At 37.1% G+C, this 20,129-nt stretch carries 9 protein-coding genes, 1 tRNA gene and 5 rRNA genes (1 of these 15 running past the window's edge); 4 read left to right on the plus strand and 11 right to left on the minus strand.

The features are described from left to right. The 4 genes from LL038_RS18985 to LL038_RS19000 form a co-directional block, all read right to left on the minus strand. Nucleotides 1–1,256, minus strand: a 23S ribosomal RNA gene (locus LL038_RS18985); it reaches 1,683 nt to the left of the window's first position. Between the two features lie 298 nt (nucleotides 1,257–1,554). Continuing rightward, nucleotides 1,555–3,068, minus strand: a 16S ribosomal RNA gene (locus LL038_RS18990). Together the 16S and 23S rRNA genes form the textbook arrangement of a ribosomal RNA operon. Before the next feature lie 547 nt (nucleotides 3,069–3,615). Next, nucleotides 3,616–4,749 carry a pyridoxal-phosphate-dependent aminotransferase family protein gene (locus tag LL038_RS18995; protein WP_216127864.1) on the minus strand — a complete coding sequence of 378 codons (1,134 nt, stop codon included), beginning with the start codon at nucleotides 4,747–4,749 and terminating at the stop codon, nucleotides 3,616–3,618. 180 nt (nucleotides 4,750–4,929) lie between these two features. Further along, nucleotides 4,930–5,730, minus strand: coding sequence for a metalloprotease family protein (locus LL038_RS19000; protein ID WP_216127861.1), 801 nt, complete (start codon nucleotides 5,728–5,730; stop codon nucleotides 4,930–4,932). Nucleotides 5,731–6,147: 417 nt separating this feature from the next. Here LL038_RS19000 and LL038_RS19005 point away from each other — a divergent pair, with 417 nt between their 5' ends. Then, complete coding sequence (locus tag LL038_RS19005; RefSeq protein ID WP_216127863.1) at nucleotides 6,148–8,148, plus strand: methyl-accepting chemotaxis protein; 2,001 nt, start codon at nucleotides 6,148–6,150, stop codon at nucleotides 8,146–8,148. A 228-nt stretch (nucleotides 8,149–8,376) separates the two neighbouring features. Here LL038_RS19005 and LL038_RS19010 read toward each other — a convergent pair whose 3' ends face one another. Next, a complete protein-coding gene (locus LL038_RS19010) occupies nucleotides 8,377–8,844 on the minus strand; it encodes a VanZ family protein (protein ID WP_216127860.1) in 468 nt (155 codons plus the stop codon). A 144-nt stretch (nucleotides 8,845–8,988) separates the two neighbouring features. Next, on the minus strand, nucleotides 8,989–9,300 hold the full coding sequence (locus tag LL038_RS19015) for a hypothetical protein (RefSeq protein WP_253200373.1): 312 nt from the start codon (nucleotides 9,298–9,300) through the stop codon (nucleotides 8,989–8,991). Nucleotides 9,301–9,570: 270 nt separating this feature from the next. On the opposite strand from LL038_RS19015, the gene LL038_RS19020 reads away from it, so the two are divergent. The 3 genes from LL038_RS19020 (at nucleotide 9,571) to glgD (ending at nucleotide 13,349) form a co-directional block, all read left to right on the plus strand. Next, on the plus strand, nucleotides 9,571–10,839 hold the full coding sequence (locus LL038_RS19020) for an Nramp family divalent metal transporter (RefSeq protein ID WP_375293044.1): 1,269 nt from the start codon (nucleotides 9,571–9,573) through the stop codon (nucleotides 10,837–10,839). A 245-nt stretch (nucleotides 10,840–11,084) separates the two neighbouring features. Further along, entirely contained in the window at nucleotides 11,085–12,230 is a 1,146-nt protein-coding gene (locus tag LL038_RS19025; protein WP_216127856.1) for a glucose-1-phosphate adenylyltransferase, read from the plus strand. Between the two features lie 9 nt (nucleotides 12,231–12,239). Beyond that, on the plus strand, nucleotides 12,240–13,349 hold the full coding sequence (glgD, locus tag LL038_RS19030) for a glucose-1-phosphate adenylyltransferase subunit GlgD (RefSeq protein WP_216127854.1): 1,110 nt from the start codon (nucleotides 12,240–12,242) through the stop codon (nucleotides 13,347–13,349). Between the two features lie 87 nt (nucleotides 13,350–13,436). Here glgD and LL038_RS19035 read toward each other — a convergent pair whose 3' ends face one another. The 5 genes from LL038_RS19035 to LL038_RS19055 form a co-directional block, all read right to left on the minus strand. Beyond that, entirely contained in the window at nucleotides 13,437–14,630 is a 1,194-nt protein-coding gene (locus LL038_RS19035) for a mechanosensitive ion channel family protein (protein WP_216127852.1), read from the minus strand. 150 nt (nucleotides 14,631–14,780) lie between these two features. Continuing rightward, nucleotides 14,781–14,856: transfer RNA gene (locus tag LL038_RS19040), tRNA-Lys, on the minus strand. A gap of 6 nt (nucleotides 14,857–14,862) precedes the next feature. Next, nucleotides 14,863–14,979, minus strand: a 5S ribosomal RNA gene (gene rrf, locus LL038_RS19045). A gap of 58 nt (nucleotides 14,980–15,037) precedes the next feature. Then, nucleotides 15,038–17,976: ribosomal RNA gene (locus LL038_RS19050) — 23S ribosomal RNA — on the minus strand. 298 nt (nucleotides 17,977–18,274) lie between these two features. Next, a 16S ribosomal RNA gene (locus tag LL038_RS19055) occupies nucleotides 18,275–19,788 on the minus strand. Nucleotides 19,789–20,129: the final 341 nt, after the last annotated feature.

The following is a 20,129-nucleotide window of genomic DNA, read 5'->3' on the forward strand; positions in this document are numbered from 1 at the left end:
TGACTTCAGCCAGTACAGAAAGCTCCTCTACCGCTTACACAATTGTGTAAACCCATAGCTTCGGTGGTAAGTTTTAGCCCCGGACATCTTCGGCGCAGGATCTCTTGACTAGTGAGCTATTACGCACTCTTTGAATGAGTGGCTGCTTCTGAGCCAACATCCTAGTTGTCTTAGAAATCCCACATCCTTTTCCACTTAACTTACACTTTGGGACCTTAGCTGATGGTCTGGGCTGTTTCCCTTTTGACTACGGATCTTATCATTCGCAGTCTGACTGCCGAAATAAAAGTATATGGCATTCGGAGTTTGATAGGGTTCAGTAACTGTTGTCAGCCCCTAGCCCATTCAGTGCTCTACCTCCATTACTCAATTAATCGACGCTAGCCCTAAAGCTATTTCGAGGAGAACCAGCTATCTCCGAGTTCGATTGGAATTTCTCCGCTATCCACAGCTCATCCCATGGTTTTTCAACACCAACGTGGTTCGGACCTCCACGGAATTTTACTTCCGCTTCATCCTGGCCATGGATAGGTCACCCGGTTTCGGGTCTACGACATGCAACTAGAACGCCCTATTCAGACTCGGTTTCCCTTCGGCTCCGTACCTTAAGTACTTAACCTTGCTACATATCGTAACTCGTTGGCTCGTTCTACAAAAAGCACGCCGTCACACATAAAAAGTGCTTCGACCGGTTGTAGGCACACGGTTTCAGGTTCTATTTCACTCCCCTTCCGGGGTTCTTTTCACCTTTCCCTCACGGTACTTCTTCACTATCGGTCACTAGGTAGTATTTAGCCTTGGGAGGTGGTCCTCCCAGCTTCCCACAAGGTTTCACGTGTCTCGTGGTACTCTGGATTAGATCTGACTGTTCTTCCTTTTCATTTACAGGCCTATTACCTTCTGCGGAGCAGCTTTCCAGCTATCTTCAATTAAAGAATTGCAGTATTTATGATCTATCCTCAACCCCTAAGTCAAAGACTTAGGTTTGGGCTCTTTCCCTTTCGCTCGCCGCTACTTAGGAAATCGATATTTCTTTCTCTTCCTCCGGGTACTTAGATGTTTCAGTTCCCCGGGTGTACCTCTGCATACCTATTTATTCAGTATGCAGTACATAGTTGTTACTATGTGGGTTCCCCCATTCGGAAATCTTTGGATCACAGGCTATTTGCGCCTACCCAAAGCTTATCGCAGCTTAACGCGTCCTTCTTCGGCTCCTAGTGCCAAGGCATTCGCCATGCGCCCTTTGTAGCTTGACCTTTGATTCTGTCTATTTACATAGACGGTTTTGTTTCTTAATATTAATTTTGCGAAATCGTAATAAATTAATCTATAACCACTTGCGTGGATTTAAATCTTTTTAAAACAACTTTATACACTGTGCAATTTTCAAAGAACATTTAAGAAAAACTATTAATTAATTAACTCCTAAGAGTTAATATAATTAGTCTCTCAAAATTAAACAGAGAAATAGGAACGAGTAATTACAATAGATATTTTGAAGAATAATTAAATTCTTCTATTGCATCGACCGAAGTCAATACATCTACTCCCTAGAAAGGAGGTGATCCAGCCGCAGGTTCTCCTACGGCTACCTTGTTACGACTTCACCCCAATCATCGATCCCACCTTCGGCCGCTGGCTCCTTACGGTTACCTCACGGACTTCGGGTGTTACCAACTCTCATGGTGTGACGGGCGGTGTGTACAAGGCCCGGGAACGTATTCACCGCGACATGCTGATTCGCGATTACTAGCAACTCCGGCTTCATGTAGGCGAGTTGCAGCCTACAATCCGAACTGGGATGAGTTTTTGAGTTTGGCTCCACCTTGCGGTCTTGCATCTCTTTGTACTCACCATTGTAGCACGTGTGTAGCCCTAGACATAAGGGGCATGATGATTTGACGTCATCCCCACCTTCCTCCCGGTTAACCCGGGCAGTCTCACTAGAGTGCTCAACTTAATGGTAGCAACTAATGATAAGGGTTGCGCTCGTTGCGGGACTTAACCCAACATCTCACGACACGAGCTGACGACAACCATGCACCACCTGTCACCTTGTCCCGAAGGACTTCACTCATCTCTGAGTTATGCAAGGGATGTCAAGTCTAGGTAAGGTTCTTCGCGTTGCTTCGAATTAAACCACATGCTCCGCTGCTTGTGCGGGCCCCCGTCAATTCCTTTGAGTTTTAATCTTGCGATCGTACTCCCCAGGCGGAATACTTAATGTGTTAACGGCGGCACCGAGGTTCGACCCCCGACACCTAGTATTCATCGTTTACGGCGTGGACTACCAGGGTATCTAATCCTGTTTGCTCCCCACGCTTTCATGCCTCAGCGTCAGTTACAGTCCAGTAAGTCGCCTTCGCCACTGGTGTTCTTCCTAATCTCTACGCATTTCACCGCTACACTAGGAATTCCACTTACCTCTCCTGCACTCTAGACACCCAGTTTCAAATGCAGCACCCAAGTTAAGCTCGGGTATTTCACATCTGACTTAAATGTCCGCCTACGCATCCTTTACGCCCAGTAAATCCGGACAACGCTTGCCACCTACGTATTACCGCGGCTGCTGGCACGTAGTTAGCCGTGGCTTCCTCCTCTGGTACCGTCATTATCGTCCCAGAAGACAGAACTTTACAACCCGAAGGCCTTCATCATTCACGCGGCGTTGCTGCGTCAGGGTTTCCCCCATTGCGCAATATTCCCCACTGCTGCCTCCCGTAGGAGTCTGGACCGTGTCTCAGTTCCAATGTGGCCGATCACCCTCTCAGGTCGGCTACGCATCGTTGCCTTGGTGGGCCTTTACCTCACCAACTAGCTAATGCGCCGCGGGTCCATCTCAAAGTGAAATTCCGAAAAATTCCTTTGATGTTAAGATCATGCGATCAAAACATATTATGCGGTATTAATCTCCCTTTCGGGAGGCTATTCCCCTCTTTGAGGCAGGTTACCCACGTGTTACTCACCCGTCCGCCGCTAATTGATCCCGAAGGATCGCATCGCTCGACTTGCATGTGTTAGGCACGCCGCCAGCGTTCGTCCTGAGCCAGGATCAAACTCTCAATTTAAAAGTTTACACTTTTTTAGTTGAAATAATTAATCTGCGCCAACTGTTAAGTTGGTTAGCAAGCTCATTACATACTTTTTAGTCTTACGACTAAAATATTACTTTTACTAAAGTAATTGACTGGTTAAAATAAAATGTTATTTCATTTCTTTACCTATTTCTCTGTTTAATTTTCAAAGACCAATTTGCTTTGTCATCATGTGACGACTTCTACTATAATACTAGGTTTTTCTTGTTTTGTCAACTACTTCTTTATAATAAATTTATAATTAAAATCTAATAAAGTGTAATTAACAGTTAGTTAGTGTGCCACTCGTATGTGACGACAAGGAGTATTCTATCATATACATATATGACACACTCACAATAATCCTTTAAGTATGCTAATTATATGCAATATTCTTCATAATGCTATTGTTTTTCGCATTTCTTTCACATTGATACACTAGGACTGGTATACTATGTTTCTATTAATAACATACCTAAATTTCACATTCTTTAATATTTTATTAGTTATACCACCTATTTTAAAATAAGCTTTTATTATTCTATACCTCACTTAGAAAAACTTCGACCATATTAGTTTTACAATCAAATCCAAGCTCTTTTAACGATGATTGTAATGCTAACAGTGTATAAGCCATTTTATCCCTTTTAGCATTCTCCCCCATATGTCCTATCCTTATTACTTTTCCCTGTAAATATCCAAAGGACCCAGCTATAAATACATTAAACTCATCAACCATATGTTTTAATAATACCTTATCATTTATACCCTCAGGCAATTCTATAACTGTTACAGTATTAGAATATCCCTCTTCAATATATAAACTAAGACCTGCCTTCTTTACAGCCTTTCTTGTAGCTTTAGCAATAGAATTATGTCTTTCAAGTATTCCCATGTCTTCTTTAATATTATCAAATGCTTGTCTTAGACCAACAATATCACTTATTGGCGGCGTATATGGGAACCACTTATTCTTATAATAATCTTTCCATATAAGTAAATTGCAATAATAGGAAGCTATAGGCTTCTTTCTTTGATCCATTGATTCAAATGCATCTTCACTTATACTTAAAAATGTAAGCCCTGCTGGTGCTGAAACACATTTTTGTGAAGCACCTATTACTATATCTATTTTCCATTCATCTACCCTTACATCTTCTCCCCCCATACCAGATACACTGTCCACCACTGTAAGTATATTCATCCTTTTTAGTAAATGACATATCTTGTTAATATTATTTAATACCCCTGACGGTGTATCACAATGTACTACGGTAGCGTATTTGAAATTATGATCTTTTTTAAGGAATTCCTCTAATTTTTGCGTATCTATTGCATGCTTCCTATCCTCTTTAAAAACAACAACCTCTCCACCGTACATCTTAACAAAATCAGCAAACCCTTCTCCAAATATTCCATTATCAATCACTAATACCCTGTCACCATTTTCAGTAAGTGATGCACATGCAGCCTCAAGGCCTAAAATTCCCTCACCGCTTAATATTCTAACTTCATTACTTGTCTTTAAAAACTGTCCTATTTCCTCGCAAGTTTCTTTATAAAATTCATAAAACTGTAAATCTAAATCTGGATTTGTAGTAGCTAAAGCTCTAGCCATTCTTACGTTTTCTCTTACTTGTGTAGGCCCTGGAGTCATTATTTGAGATACCTTCATCATTTTCACTCCTTCATACTATTCTTTATATTTCAATAATAAAATTATATCACTAATAGCTAATTTGAAAAAATGTATCCATACGCTCTTCTTAATTATATTATCTATATAGATTCAGTAATTCGTTTATCTTTTAACCACAATAAAGCACATGAAAAATTCCATGTGCTTTATAATATATTAATGCTTTATTAATAGTAACAATAAACTTACAAGATAAGTTATCCCAGAAAAAATTAATGATACTATAAGAAATCCTATTAGTATAATATTATACTTTAATAAACCTTGGGCCATAACGAACTTTGAAAATCCAAATGCATTAAGAGCAAGTACTATAAAAAATATTACAATTAACCCCTTAGAAGCCCCTTTAATATCTGCAGAACTTAATGATATATGAGATGAAATACAGATAGCTAAGAATAAGAACAATATAAAATATGGATTAGAAAAATTAGTTACTGAAAAAATTATCTTTATTAAATCAATATAAGAATTTAATATTCCATTTAAAGAAACTGAATTTATTTTAGTTATGTTTACATTAACCATAGATATACTTATAAATTGATTGTATGTCTTAGGAATTATGGTATACATTAAAGCGATTATCGCTGATACGCCGCCAAATATAGGTGCAATACCTATAAAAAAGTTACCCGTTTGTTGATATATACTATTAGGATTATATGCATGATTTACATAACCCAGTACTCCGTTTTCATCTTTTTTTTGTAAAAGTACCAATTTAGATATTTTATGTCTAAAAACAAGACATAAGATAGCATGCGAAAGTTCGTGAATAGGAACTCCTATAATCGCGGTAATCGCTACTGCCTTCCACCCGAAGCTCCTTTGAAAATTTTCTATTGAATGGTTCCTTAAAAATCCAAGTATAAATCCCACAAAAATTATCATTCCCGTCATGTATATTGTATCTAGGCACGTCTTTATTATTAAGTCTATTAAAGTATTCATATAATCACCCTTCCAAATTTTATTTGCTTTATATATTAAGCACCATAACTCACATTTTTCAATGTTTTAACTTAAACATAATTATACAGCAATCATAGCACTGTAGCTTACTATTACCACCACCCTTACTCTAATAAATAATTATCAATGTGAAAAAACAAAATATGATATACAAAAACATATTTACATTTATTTCAGTATTCAGTTATTTAATTATAATACGATATTAATTAGATACAATGAAAAATAAGTATAATTATAATTTAATATTAATTATATTGATGGTTTTTAGTTCATTCGCTAAACATTTTAGCATCTTTTCATTTTTTTATTTAAGTGAATTAAACATAAAATTAAATTTTATTTTTTTAAGTAACAACATTGTATATTTCTATATGTTATAAAGGGGGAATTAAAATTAAATTCAAGAATTTTAAACTGAACAGTATTCGCACTAAATTAATTATTAGCTTAGTATCCATTTGTGTTATTCCATTGATCATATCTGGTTTTGGATCTTATACTGAATCAAAATCAATTCTCAGTAAAAAACTTACAGTAACAAGTTCTCAAACACTTACCGAAATAAATAATGGTTTATCTGATTATTTTAATGGGTTTGCTAATATGGTATCAATGACATCAAATAATTATGATTTCATAAATGTTGATATAGGTAAGAATTACAATTATATACCAGAAGTTTTAAAAGGCGTAAAAGAAAGCAATAAAGATATACTTAATATGTATTATGGAACTGCTTCTGGCAAATTTGCTACATATCCTATCGCAAAAATGCCTGATGGATATGACTCAACTAAGAGCTCTTGGTATAAACAGGCTATAGACCATAAAGGTCAAGTTATAATAACTCCTCCATATAAAGATAACGTAACTGGAAATGCTGTTGTTGGCATTGCACGCGCAGTAGAGAAAGATGGCCAAGTCGTCGGTGTTGTTGGGATGGATTGTTCTCTAACTACACTTGCAGAGCGAATGTCCACAAAAAAGGTAGGGACTACTGGATATGTGTTTATATCTGATACTTTAGGTAATATTATATCTCATCCTAAAAAAGATCTTATCGGAACAAATGAGGCCTCTAAGTTATCGATTTGGAACAACATTAAATCGGAAGATAATTCTTTTATTAAGTATAATTATAAAGGTGAAAAAAAATTCGGGGTATTTGTAACAAATAAATTAACAGGTTGGAAATTAATATCTCCCTTAAGTGAGAGTGAATTAACTAATGATACAAAGTCTATCCTAAAAACCACTTTGTTTATTATACTAATAATGGGATTAATTTCAATAGCTATGTCATTATTATTAAGTAAAGGCATTGATCATAATATTCAAAAGCTAAAAGAGGTATTTAGTAAAGCTTCAAGTGGAGACTTAACCGTATCTATGAAAGCTACAACAAAAGATGAATTCAAAGATCTGGCTACATCCTTTAACTCAATGATAAAAAATATGTCAGATATTATGAACAATGTTACTAATTCATCCAAGACAGTATCCGAGACTTCAACAACCCTCGCAAGTATGTCAGAAGAGGTAACCGCCGCAATCAGTGAAGTAGCAACTGCAATAGGTCAAGTTTCCATGGGTGCAACTACGCAGGCTCAAAACGCTCAAGATGGAGCTTCCTCTATGGATGACTTATCAAATAGATTAGATAAAATTAGTGTTAACTCCAATGAAATGGATATACTTTCAATTGATACTAAAAAGTTAGGATCTAAAGGACTGTCCATGATAGATACATTAATCGAGAAATCAAATAAAACTAAATTATCTACCAAAGAAGTTGATACTATAATCCAAGATATGAATGAGAGTACTAAACAAATAGATACAATCTCTGAAACATTGGTGGGTATTACAGAACAAACTAACCTTTTATCCTTAAATGCAAGTATAGAATCTGCACGTGCTGGTGAAGCAGGTAAAGGCTTTTCCGTGGTTGCTGTAGAGATAAGCAAACTTGCTGAACAATCAAAGCATTCGACAGAGGAAATAAAGAAAATTATAGCAAGTATACAGACGAAATCTGTTGCAGCATTAACTGCTATTAAATCTACTAAAATTGTAGTAAATGAGCAAGACCTAGCAGTAGTCGAAACTAAAAAACTATTTAGTCAAATACTAAAATCAATTGAAATAATGATTATTAAAGTTGATGAAGTGAAAATATCAATTATTGATATAAACGAAAAAAAACAATCCACAGTATCTGAAATAGAAAATATTTCATCTATATCAGAGCAAACCGCCTCTTCTACGCAACAAGTAACTGCATCGACTGAAGAAATAACTGCCGCTATGGAAGAGTTTACGAAACATTCAAGCGAGCTTCAAATATTAGCAGGGGAATTAGATATTGAGATAAAGAAATTTAAAACTAGCTAATGTAATAACAATAAACCTATAGTTATCCACAGTCACTCTCTATCTGATTGTCCTACTGTGTATAACTATGTTTATAACTATATTTGTTTTTAATTATTTATTAAAAATGAAATAATTCATGTATTTATTTCTACATTGCTCGATTTTTCAAAAGCCTTTAATATGTATAAAAAGAAGAACATAAAAAGCTAATCGAGTACTGTTTCGATTAGCTTTTGTAGCAAAGTTTTATTTTAATTTAGTCATAACTTCATTAGAAGCAGGTCTTTTTTTTAATGTGACACGAATATAAATAAATAAAAATGCTGTAAGTCCTCCACATGTATCTACCATCACATCCCTAAATGCGGGTCCTCTTCCCGGAACAAATGATTGATGAAATTCATCTGAGCATGCATATAGAAATACTATTAATATTGAAGCAATAAAAATTTTCATATCTACATTTTTACTTTTATCCATTGCTCTATACAATAAAATATATAAGATAAAATACTCAGTAAAATGAGATGCTTTTCTAACTATAAAATCGCTCAAAGTTCCAAATATATTATTCAAATTTAGGCCAAGTAAGTTGAATACATAAATTACAAATTTATTGTTTTCGTTTGACACCTCTCCTACTTGACTAGAAAATATGAATATTACCATCATCCACCCTATAACTAAAATCCAATTCAAATGCTTTTTTCTCATACAGTCGCCCCTTAATTATTCAATTTACCTTTTGCTTAAGAATTCAATTATGGTTTAATTGAATATGTTTGTCAATATTCTATTTTGAAATTGAGACGAATGTACAGATAATATCATATATACATTCTAAAACAGATGATTATTTTATCCCAAGAATTCAGGGTCTTTCACATTATCTGCTCTTATTGCTTTTTTCATTATAGTAAGATCTATGGTTTGATTATATTTGTCAAAAGAACAAGGGTATTTTGTACCACAATTATCACACTCTATAAATTCCTTAAAAGAAGTTTGTTCTCTATTATCAAATAAAAAAGGAAGATTTTCTGATTCTTCATTGTCTATACTTGCATTTACTATGTCTATTTTATATGTATAAAGAAAAGTGGCCTCATGTTTTATTTCAAAGTTTTTACCATTACATTTAGGACATATTAGTGATTCATTTATTTTCAATATATAACTCCCTTTCTATTATAATATATTTATAGTATTTGTTTATTTCTCTTTCATACTCTCCTTATTATGATTTATTTATGGTGATTGTATATCCACTATCTACTTTTAATACCTACTTTTAATTTTTTCACCTATATCTAATTTATTTAACATTATTAAACTCATTTCATACATTATTTTTATTTTCTTTATTTATGCACTTTTGTTGATCCAAATAATAATTACCACATAGTATATATTGTAGGAATAATATAGAACGGATGTGTTATATTGAACTTATCATCTATTAAGAATCTCTTTAAAAAAAAGCATGAACCTAAACTTAAAGCATTAAATTTTATAAGATATATAGGCCCAGGCCTTTTAGTAACAGTAGGATTTATCGATCCAGGAAACTGGGCTTCAAATATTTCTGCCGGTGGCGAATATGGATATGCTCTACTTTGGATGGTAACCCTTTCAACAATTATGCTTATTCTTCTCCAACATAATGCTGCCCACCTTGGAATTGTAACCGGCAATTGTCTATCGGAAGCATCTACTGCCACATTAAACCCAAAGCTTAATCGCTTTGTGCTTGGTTCCGCTGTAATAGCCGCAGTTTCTACTGCCCTTGCAGAGCTTCTAGGCGGAGCTATTGCTTTAAATATGCTATTTGGTATACCTTTAAAGCTTGGAACAATATTAGTTTTATGCTTTATATTATGGATATTATATACAAATTCTTATAAAAAACTAGAAAAATGGATTATTGGCTTTGTCTCGCTTATAGGAATATCCTTCTTATTCGAATTGAGCCTTGTGCATGTAGAATGGGGTAAAGCTATGGTGGGCTGGATTAAACCTTCTTTCCCAAGTGGATCTCTTCCAATCATAATGAGTGTCCTAGGAGCTGTAGTAATGCCTCATAATTTATTTTTGCATTCACAAGTAATACAAAGCCGTCAATGGAATCTAAAAGATGAGAGTGTAATAAAGAAGCAACTTAAATATGAATTTATGGATACATTTTTTTCAATGATAGTAGGCTGGGCTATAAATAGCGCTATGATACTTATCGCGGCAACTACTTTTTTTGCACAAAAGGTTCAAGTTACAGAGCTTAGTCAAGCTCAACAAATGCTTACACCTCTACTTGGAAATACAGCATCGATTGTTTTCGCTATAGCCCTACTTTTCGCTGGAATTTCTTCCTCGGTTACTGCTGGCATGGCAGGCGGAAGTATTTTTGCAGGGATATTTGGCAAGGATTATGATATTAATAGTATATACACTAAACTTGGAATAGGAATTACTTTAATTGGTGCTACAATAGCCATATTTTTTATAACAAATCCCTTTAAAGGGCTTATCTACTCGCAAATGCTCTTAAGTATACAGCTTCCAATAACTATATTCCTACAGATATATTTAACTTCTTCTAAGAAAGTTATGGGCAAATATGCTAACAGTACACTAAGTAAAATAACTCTTTGGATTATTGGACTTATAGTAACTGGGCTTAATATAATGCTATTACTAAGCCTCATACTGTAAATCTACAAAATATAAAAAAGGAATTATGCAAATTATCTTGCCTGGTTCCTTTTTTATTTACTATGACCCTATTCTTAAGCAGCAATATTTTTATGATAAGTATAAATATTTATTATAATAGTAATTAAATAACTACATTATCAATATACATAGTAATAGTGTAATAATGAACTTTAGGTATCTTAAAAATATGGATGCCTATACTAACTATTATTAAAAACACCTTAGATAAGGAGGTATATAAGATGCAAAAAAAAGAAATAATAGCCATGATACTCGCAGGTGGACAAGGTAGTAGACTTAAACTACTTACAAAAAATACAGCAAAACCTGCAATACCTTTTGGAGGTAAATACAAGATTATTGATTTTACTCTTAGTAACTGTTCAAATTCAGGAATAGATACAGTTGGCGTATTAACACAATATCAGCCACTTACGTTAAACTCCCATATAGGAATAGGCATCCCTTGGGATCTAGATAGAAATAATGGTGGGGTCACGCTGCTTCCCCCATATATGCATGAATCAGGCGGTAACTGGTATAAAGGTACTGCTAATGCAATTTATCAAAACACTAATTTTATAGACTCCTATGACCCTGAGTATGTAATTGTTCTTTCTGGTGACCACATCTATAAAATGGACTATTCCAAGATCCTTGACTATCATAAAAAAAAATGTGCTGATGCTACCATAGCGGTTATAGAGGTTTCAATAGATGAAGCTTCTAGATTTGGAATAATGAACACTACTATAGACAATAAAATAATTGAGTTTGAAGAGAAACCGAAAAATCCTAAAAACAATATGGCCTCTATGGGTGTATACATTTTTAATTGGAAAATCCTTAGATCCTTTCTAAAAAACGACGAAAACAATAAATTCTCTAGCAATGATTTCGGAAAAAACATAATACCTGATATGCTGAAAAGCGATAAAAAGCTATATGCCTATCCCTTTAAAGGTTATTGGAAAGATGTAGGCACTATTAAAAGTCTTTGGGAAGCGAATATGGACCTGATCAATGATAAAAATAAATTAAATATCCATGATGAAACTTGGAAAATATATTCAATAAACCCTACTTATCCAGCTCAATACGTAGGCCCTAATGCAAAAATCAAAAATTCTTTAGTGGTAGAAGGATGTATTGTCCTTGGAGAAGTCTCTAATTCAGTATTATTCCATGGCGTTACAGTTGGAAAAAACTCTAAAATATCAAATTCTGTTATAATGCCTAATACCAAGGTAGCAGACAATGTTACTATTAACAAAGCTATAATTGGTAATAATGTTATTATAAGACGAAATTCTCTTATAGGCGTTTCAGATGATATAACTCTAGTAGCAGAAGGTACTGAAATTAAATCTAACTCCTTTATAAAGTGAGGTGATAAAATGATTAATAATTATATGGGCATACTAAACTTAAACGAGGATGAGACAAATATAATAAATCTTACTAAGTGTAGACCACTCGCAGCTATACCTATTGCTTCTAGATATAGAATTATAGATTTCGCATTATCTAATATGGTTAATTCAGGCCTTAGGAACATTGGAATCTTTACTCAAAGTAACTCTCGTTCTTTAGTTGATCATGTGGGCTCCGGCAGACCTTGGGACTTAGATAGAAGACCTAACGGACTATTTGTATTTAATTTTGGTATCGCAAGTACTTCTTTAAATGATACTGAAATGTTATGGAACAACACGGAGTATTTATATAGAAGTAAAGAACAAAATGTAATTCTTTCCTCCTCTTATATGGTGGGAAATATTGATTACATGGCTGCTGTCAAATATCATGAAGAGAAGAAGCAGGATATAACTGTTATATACAAAAATATTAATACAGGAAGTAATGATTTTTTAAATTGCGACGTGTTAAATATAGATGAAAACAGTAACGTACTTAGTATTGGAAAGAATACTGGAGCATACAATTGCTTAAATATTTCCATGGAAATGTTTATTATGAAAAAGGAACTTTTGATATCACTTATTCGTAAATCTATCCATACCAGCTCTTACAAAACTATAAAAGATATTATACATAAAAACATTAATAATTTATCCGTTACGGCTTATGAATTTAAAGGTTACCTTCAATGTGTTAATTCTATAAGTGCTTATTATAAAACTAATATGGACATGCTAGCCATAAAAACAACTAAAGAATTGTTTTTTAGTAATGGACCTATCTATACAAAAATCAAGGATGAGCCACCGACTAAGTATTCTAGTGAAAGTAAAGTAACTAATTCTATAATTGCTGATGGCTGCATTATAGAAGGTATTGTTGAGAATAGTATTATATCAAGGGGAGTTTTTGTTCACAGCGGTGCTGAAATTAAGAATAGTATTATCCTGCAAAATTGTGAAATCAAAGAAAATTCTAAACTTTTTAATGTTATTATTGATAAAAATGTTATTATAAATAAAGACAAACAACTTAATGGTGACACTGAATTTCCACTTGTAATTGAAAAAAGATCTTTATTTTAAAAATCTAAAAGATATAGCCATAACTTCATTAGTTATGGCTATATCTTTTAATTTAAATTGCTCTACCCTAAAACTTTAGAACCCTTCCTATTTATCATTACTTTCATTAGTATTTTCTGTTGAGATATCCTTATTTTGAATCATATCTAGTGATTTCATATAGTCTTTTTTGCCTTCATCAGGAAAACCATTCATATAAATACCATTTCTTGGAAACGACATTGAAATCTCTTCTTGCTGCAGTATATCCGCTATTTCAAAATTTATATCTTCTTTTACTCTAAAGCATTCATCAAAATCTGGTGTATCAGCGAAATAACATATTAAAATATCCAAACTAGCCGCACTCAATTTATCAAACCTAACAAGAATACCCTCCTTATTAACCTGAGGATGGTTCTCTAACATACTTCTAACTCTTGAGACACAAGTCTCTAATTTTTGCCTAGATGTTATATAATTTAATTCTAAACTAAAACTAACTCTCCGTTTACCTCTTCTACTAAAATTAATTACTGCTTCATTAGTTAACTTCGAATTAGGCACTATTATTAATGCTTCATCAATAGTTCTTATTTTAGTAGTTCTAAAAGAAATATTTTCTATACTACCTTCTAACACATCACTTTTAACCCAATCTCCAATAGTAAAAGGTTTATCTAATATTATAGACATACCGGCAATAATATTAGCGGCTGCATCTTTAGCTGCCAATGCAAATGCCAATCCACCTAATCCAAGTCCCGCAATAAATCCTTGAAGATTATATCCCCATTTTTCAGCTATTATTGTAATAGCTAATGCTATTAATATTAATCTTAATGTTTTTGATATAAATGGGAATAATATTTTATCGACTTTTACATCATATGCTTTATGCATTCTCTCAAATAAAAGGGAAGATTCCCCTGTAAGATTGTAAAGTCCCCATGAAATTAATATTATTATGGCAGAACTAAAAACCCTGTTTATAAAGGCTACCTTAATTGGTAATGCCAGTGTTAAAATATCAAAAGCAAAATATATCCCTAATACTTCAAAAAAATTAATCAATGGTCTTTCAAAAGCAGCCACTATTTTTGTATCTGCATTAAATTTTGTTTTATTAACAAGTTTTAATATTATTTTAAATACATATTTCGCAAATATCTTTTTTAATAATAAAAACAGTACGAATACCCCAATAGCCATTCCTACATACTTATATCTATCGTATGTAAGATTATTAAAAGCTTGTTGTATTCCATCCTTTGCAAAAAAATCTACTATCGATTTATACAAACAATCACACTCCCTTTTATCCTATGTTTAAGTATATAATCATTTTAAACTAATAATGTTATTTACTCAATAGATTATATATGAAGAATCATTTTTTTATTAATATATAATCCGTACAAAAAAAGACACTTCATATGAAGTGTCTTTTTTTGGTGGCTTACCGGAGAATCGAACTCCGGACACCATGATTAAAAGTCATGTGCTCTACCAACTGAGCTAGTAAACCATGTTTACCTGGCGACAACCTACTCTTCCACAAGGTCACCCCTGCAGTACCATCGGCGCATTGAAGCTTAACCTTCGTGTTCGGTATGGGAACGGGTGTTACCTTCAGGCCATAATCACCAGATGAGAATATAAATATTCTCTGAAAATTGCACAGTGTTTTCGCATTTTATTATTATATCTTGGTCAAGCCCTCGACTTATTAGTATTAGTCAGCTGAACATGTTACCATGCTTACACCTCTAACCTATCAACCTGGTGGTCTTCCAGGAGTCTTACTTACATCGCACTTACGTGCGAGTAATGGGAAATCTCATCTTAGGGTGGGCTTCACGCTTAGATGCTTTCAGCGTTTATCCCTTCCAAACATAGCTACCCAGCGATGCCACTGGCGTGACAACTGGTGCACCAGAGGTTTGTCCATCCCGGTCCTCTCGTACTAAGGACAGCTCCCTTCAAATTTCCTACGCCCGCGACGGATAGGGACCGAACTGTCTCACGACGTTCTGAACCCAGCTCGCGTGCCGCTTTAATGGGCGAACAGCCCAACCCTTGGGACCTACTTCAGCCCCAGGATGCGACGAGCCGACATCGAGGTGCCAAACCTCCCCGTCGATGTGGACTCTTGGGGGAGATCAGCCTGTTATCCCCGAGGTAGCTTTTATCCGTTGAGCGATGGCCCTCCCACGAGGTACCACCGGATCACTAAGCCCGACTTTCGTCCCTGCTCCACTTGTAAGTGTCGCAGTCAGGCTCCCTTCTGCCTTTGCACTCTTCGCGCGATTTCCAACCGCGCTGAGGGAACCTTTGGGCGCCTCCGTTACTCTTTCGGAGGCGACCGCCCCAGTCAAACTGCCCACCTAACAATGTCCTGTGACCAGATTCATGGCCTCCAGTTAGAACCTCAGTACTGTCAGGGTGGTATCCCAAGGATGACTCCACACAGGCTGACGCCCATGTATCGTAGTCTCCCACCTATCCTGTACAGACAATACCGAAATTCAATGCTAAGCTACAGTAAAGCTCTACGGGGTCTTTCCGTCCAATCGCGGGTATCCAGCATCTTCACTGGAACTACAATTTCGCCGGATGTACTGTTGAGACAGTGCCCAAATCATTACGCCATTCGTGCGGGTCGGAACTTACCCGACAAGGAATTTCGCTACCTTAGGACCGTTATAGTTACGGCCGCCGTTTACTGGGGCTTAAGTTCATAGCCTCGCCAAGAGCAAGCTCTCAGCTAACTAATCCCCTTAACCTTCCAGCACCGGGCAGGCGTCAGCCCCTATACATCAGCTTTCGCTTTAGCAGAGACCTGTGTTTTTGCTAAACAGTTGCTTGGGCCTATTCTCTGCGACCTACTTACGTAGGCACCCCTTCTCCCGAAGTTACGGGGTCAATTTGCCGAGTTCCTTAACAGTAATTCTTCCGATGGTCTTAGGATTCTCTCCTCACCTACCTGTGTCGGTTTGCGGTACGGGCACCAATATCCTCGATAGAGACTTTTCTTGGCAGCGTGGAATCAGATACTTCAGCAATAAATTGCCTTCCCCATTACATCTCAGCGTTAAGAGCAAACGGATTTGCCTGCTTGCTCCGCCTAAATGCTTAGACACACATCCAATAGTGTGCACATCTTATCCTCCTGCGTCATCCCATTTCTAATAACGTCCATTGGTGGTATCGGAATATCAACCGATTGTCCATCACCTACGCCTTTCGGCCTCGGCTTAGGTCCCGACTAACCCTGAGAGGACGAGCCTTCCTCAGGAAACCTTAGGTTTTCGACCGTTAAGATTCTCACTTAACTCTCGCTACTCATGCCAACATTCTCACTTCTGTACCGTCCACCACTCCTTACGGTATGACTTCAGCCAGTACAGAAAGCTCCTCTACCGCTTACACAATTGTGTAAACCCATAGCTTCGGTGGTAAGTTTTAGCCCCGGACATCTTCGGCGCAGGATCTCTTGACTAGTGAGCTATTACGCACTCTTTGAATGAGTGGCTGCTTCTGAGCCAACATCCTAGTTGTCTTAGAAATCCCACATCCTTTTCCACTTAACTTACACTTTGGGACCTTAGCTGATGGTCTGGGCTGTTTCCCTTTTGACTACGGATCTTATCATTCGCAGTCTGACTGCCGAAATAAAAGTATATGGCATTCGGAGTTTGATAGGGTTCAGTAACTGTTGTCAGCCCCTAGCCCATTCAGTGCTCTACCTCCATTACTCAATTAATCGACGCTAGCCCTAAAGCTATTTCGAGGAGAACCAGCTATCTCCGAGTTCGATTGGAATTTCTCCGCTATCCACAGCTCATCCCATGGTTTTTCAACACCAACGTGGTTCGGACCTCCACGGAATTTTACTTCCGCTTCATCCTGGCCATGGATAGGTCACCCGGTTTCGGGTCTACGACATGCAACTAGAACGCCCTATTCAGACTCGGTTTCCCTTCGGCTCCGTACCTTAAGTACTTAACCTTGCTACATATCGTAACTCGTTGGCTCGTTCTACAAAAAGCACGCCGTCACACATAAAAAGTGCTTCGACCGGTTGTAGGCACACGGTTTCAGGTTCTATTTCACTCCCCTTCCGGGGTTCTTTTCACCTTTCCCTCACGGTACTTCTTCACTATCGGTCACTAGGTAGTATTTAGCCTTGGGAGGTGGTCCTCCCAGCTTCCCACAAGGTTTCACGTGTCTCGTGGTACTCTGGATTAGATCTGACTGTTCTTCCTTTTCATTTACAGGCCTATTACCTTCTGCGGAGCAGCTTTCCAGCTATCTTCAATTAAAGAATTGCAGTATTTATGATCTATCCTCAACCCCTAAGTCAAAGACTTAGGTTTGGGCTCTTTCCCTTTCGCTCGCCGCTACTTAGGAAATCGATATTTCTTTCTCTTCCTCCGGGTACTTAGATGTTTCAGTTCCCCGGGTGTACCTCTGCATACCTATTTATTCAGTATGCAGTACATAGTTGTTACTATGTGGGTTCCCCCATTCGGAAATCTTTGGATCACAGGCTATTTGCGCCTACCCAAAGCTTATCGCAGCTTAACGCGTCCTTCTTCGGCTCCTAGTGCCAAGGCATTCGCCATGCGCCCTTTGTAGCTTGACCTTTGATTCTGTCTATTTGCATAGACGATTTTGTTTCTTAATATTAATTTTGCGAAATCATAATAAATTAACTTATAACCACTCACGTGGATTTAAATCTTTTTAAAATAACTTTATACACTGTGCAATTTTCAAAGAACATTTAAGAAAAACTATTAATTAATTAGCTCCTAAGAGTTAATATAATTAGTCTCTCAAAATTAAACAGAGAAATAGGAACGAGTAATTACAATAGATATTTTGAAGAATAATTAAATTCTTCTATTGCATCGACCGAAGTCAATACATCTACTCCCTAGAAAGGAGGTGATCCAGCCGCAGGTTCTCCTACGGCTACCTTGTTACGACTTCACCCCAATCATCGATCCCACCTTCGGCCGCTGGCTCCTTACGGTTACCTCACGGACTTCGGGTGTTACCAACTCTCATGGTGTGACGGGCGGTGTGTACAAGGCCCGGGAACGTATTCACCGCGACATGCTGATTCGCGATTACTAGCAACTCCGGCTTCATGTAGGCGAGTTGCAGCCTACAATCCGAACTGGGATGAGTTTTTGAGTTTGGCTCCACCTTGCGGTCTTGCATCTCTTTGTACTCACCATTGTAGCACGTGTGTAGCCCTAGACATAAGGGGCATGATGATTTGACGTCATCCCCACCTTCCTCCCGGTTAACCCGGGCAGTCTCACTAGAGTGCTCAACTTAATGGTAGCAACTAATGATAAGGGTTGCGCTCGTTGCGGGACTTAACCCAACATCTCACGACACGAGCTGACGACAACCATGCACCACCTGTCACCTTGTCCCGAAGGACTTCACTCATCTCTGAGTTATGCAAGGGATGTCAAGTCTAGGTAAGGTTCTTCGCGTTGCTTCGAATTAAACCACATGCTCCGCTGCTTGTGCGGGCCCCCGTCAATTCCTTTGAGTTTTAATCTTGCGATCGTACTCCCCAGGCGGAATACTTAATGTGTTAACGGCGGCACCGAGGTTCGACCCCCGACACCTAGTATTCATCGTTTACGGCGTGGACTACCAGGGTATCTAATCCTGTTTGCTCCCCACGCTTTCATGCCTCAGCGTCAGTTACAGTCCAGTAAGTCGCCTTCGCCACTGGTGTTCTTCCTAATCTCTACGCATTTCACCGCTACACTAGGAATTCCACTTACCTCTCCTGCACTCTAGACACCCAGTTTCAAATGCAGCACCCAAGTTAAGCTCGGGTATTTCACATCTGACTTAAATGTCCGCCTACGCATCCTTTACGCCCAGTAAATCCGGACAACGCTTGCCACCTACGTATTACCGCGGCTGCTGGCACGTAGTTAGCCGTGGCTTCCTCCTCTGGTACCGTCATTATCGTCCCAGAAGACAGAACTTTACAACCCGAAGGCCTTCATCATTCACGCGGCGTTGCTGCGTCAGGGTTTCCCCCATTGCGCAATATTCCCCACTGCTGCCTCCCGTAGGAGTCTGGACCGTGTCTCAGTTCCAATGTGGCCGATCACCCTCTCAGGTCGGCTACGCATCGTTGCCTTGGTGGGCCTTTACCTCACCAACTAGCTAATGCGCCGCGGGTCCATCTCAAAGTGAAATTCCGAAAAATTCCTTTGATGTTAAGATCATGCGATCAAAACATATTATGCGGTATTAATCTCCCTTTCGGGAGGCTATTCCCCTCTTTGAGGCAGGTTACCCACGTGTTACTCACCCGTCCGCCGCTAATTGATCCCGAAGGATCGCATCGCTCGACTTGCATGTGTTAGGCACGCCGCCAGCGTTCGTCCTGAGCCAGGATCAAACTCTCAATTTAAAAGTTTACACTTTTTTAGTTGAAATAATTAATCTGCGCCAACTGTTAAGTTGGTTAGCAAGCTCATTACATACTTTTTAGTCTTACGACTAAAATATTACTTTTACTAAAGTAATTGACTGGTTAAAATAAAATATTATTTCATTTCTTTACCTATTTCTCTGTTTAATTTTCAAAGACCAATTTGCTTTGTCATCATGTGACGACTTATACAAGTATATCTGTTATTGCTTAAGTTGTCAACAGTTTTTTTAAATTATTTATCTGTTGTTGCCTTATGATTTTGTACTTTGTTGCCATTCAATCTCAGCGACAAGTAATATAATATCATCTTTGACCAT

Origin of the sequence: Clostridium estertheticum (assembly GCF_026650985.1) — a bacterium.
In the GTDB taxonomy this organism is placed as follows: domain Bacteria; phylum Bacillota; class Clostridia; order Clostridiales; family Clostridiaceae; genus Clostridium_AD; species Clostridium_AD estertheticum_C.

What these genes read in the sequence shown, in the direction of transcription:
- LL038_RS19010 (WP_216127860.1), bottom strand. Translation starts at nt 8,844, where the DNA reads ATGAGAAAAAAGCATTTGAATTGGATTTTAGTTATAGGGTGGATGATG.
- LL038_RS19000 (WP_216127861.1), bottom strand. Translation starts at nt 5,730, where the DNA reads ATGAATACTTTAATAGACTTAATAATAAAGACGTGCCTAGATACAATA.
- LL038_RS19025 (WP_216127856.1), top strand. Translation starts at nt 11,085, where the DNA reads ATGCAAAAAAAAGAAATAATAGCCATGATACTCGCAGGTGGACAAGGT.
- LL038_RS18995 (WP_216127864.1), bottom strand. Translation starts at nt 4,749, where the DNA reads ATGAAGGTATCTCAAATAATGACTCCAGGGCCTACACAAGTAAGAGAA.
- glgD (WP_216127854.1), top strand. Translation starts at nt 12,240, where the DNA reads ATGATTAATAATTATATGGGCATACTAAACTTAAACGAGGATGAGACA.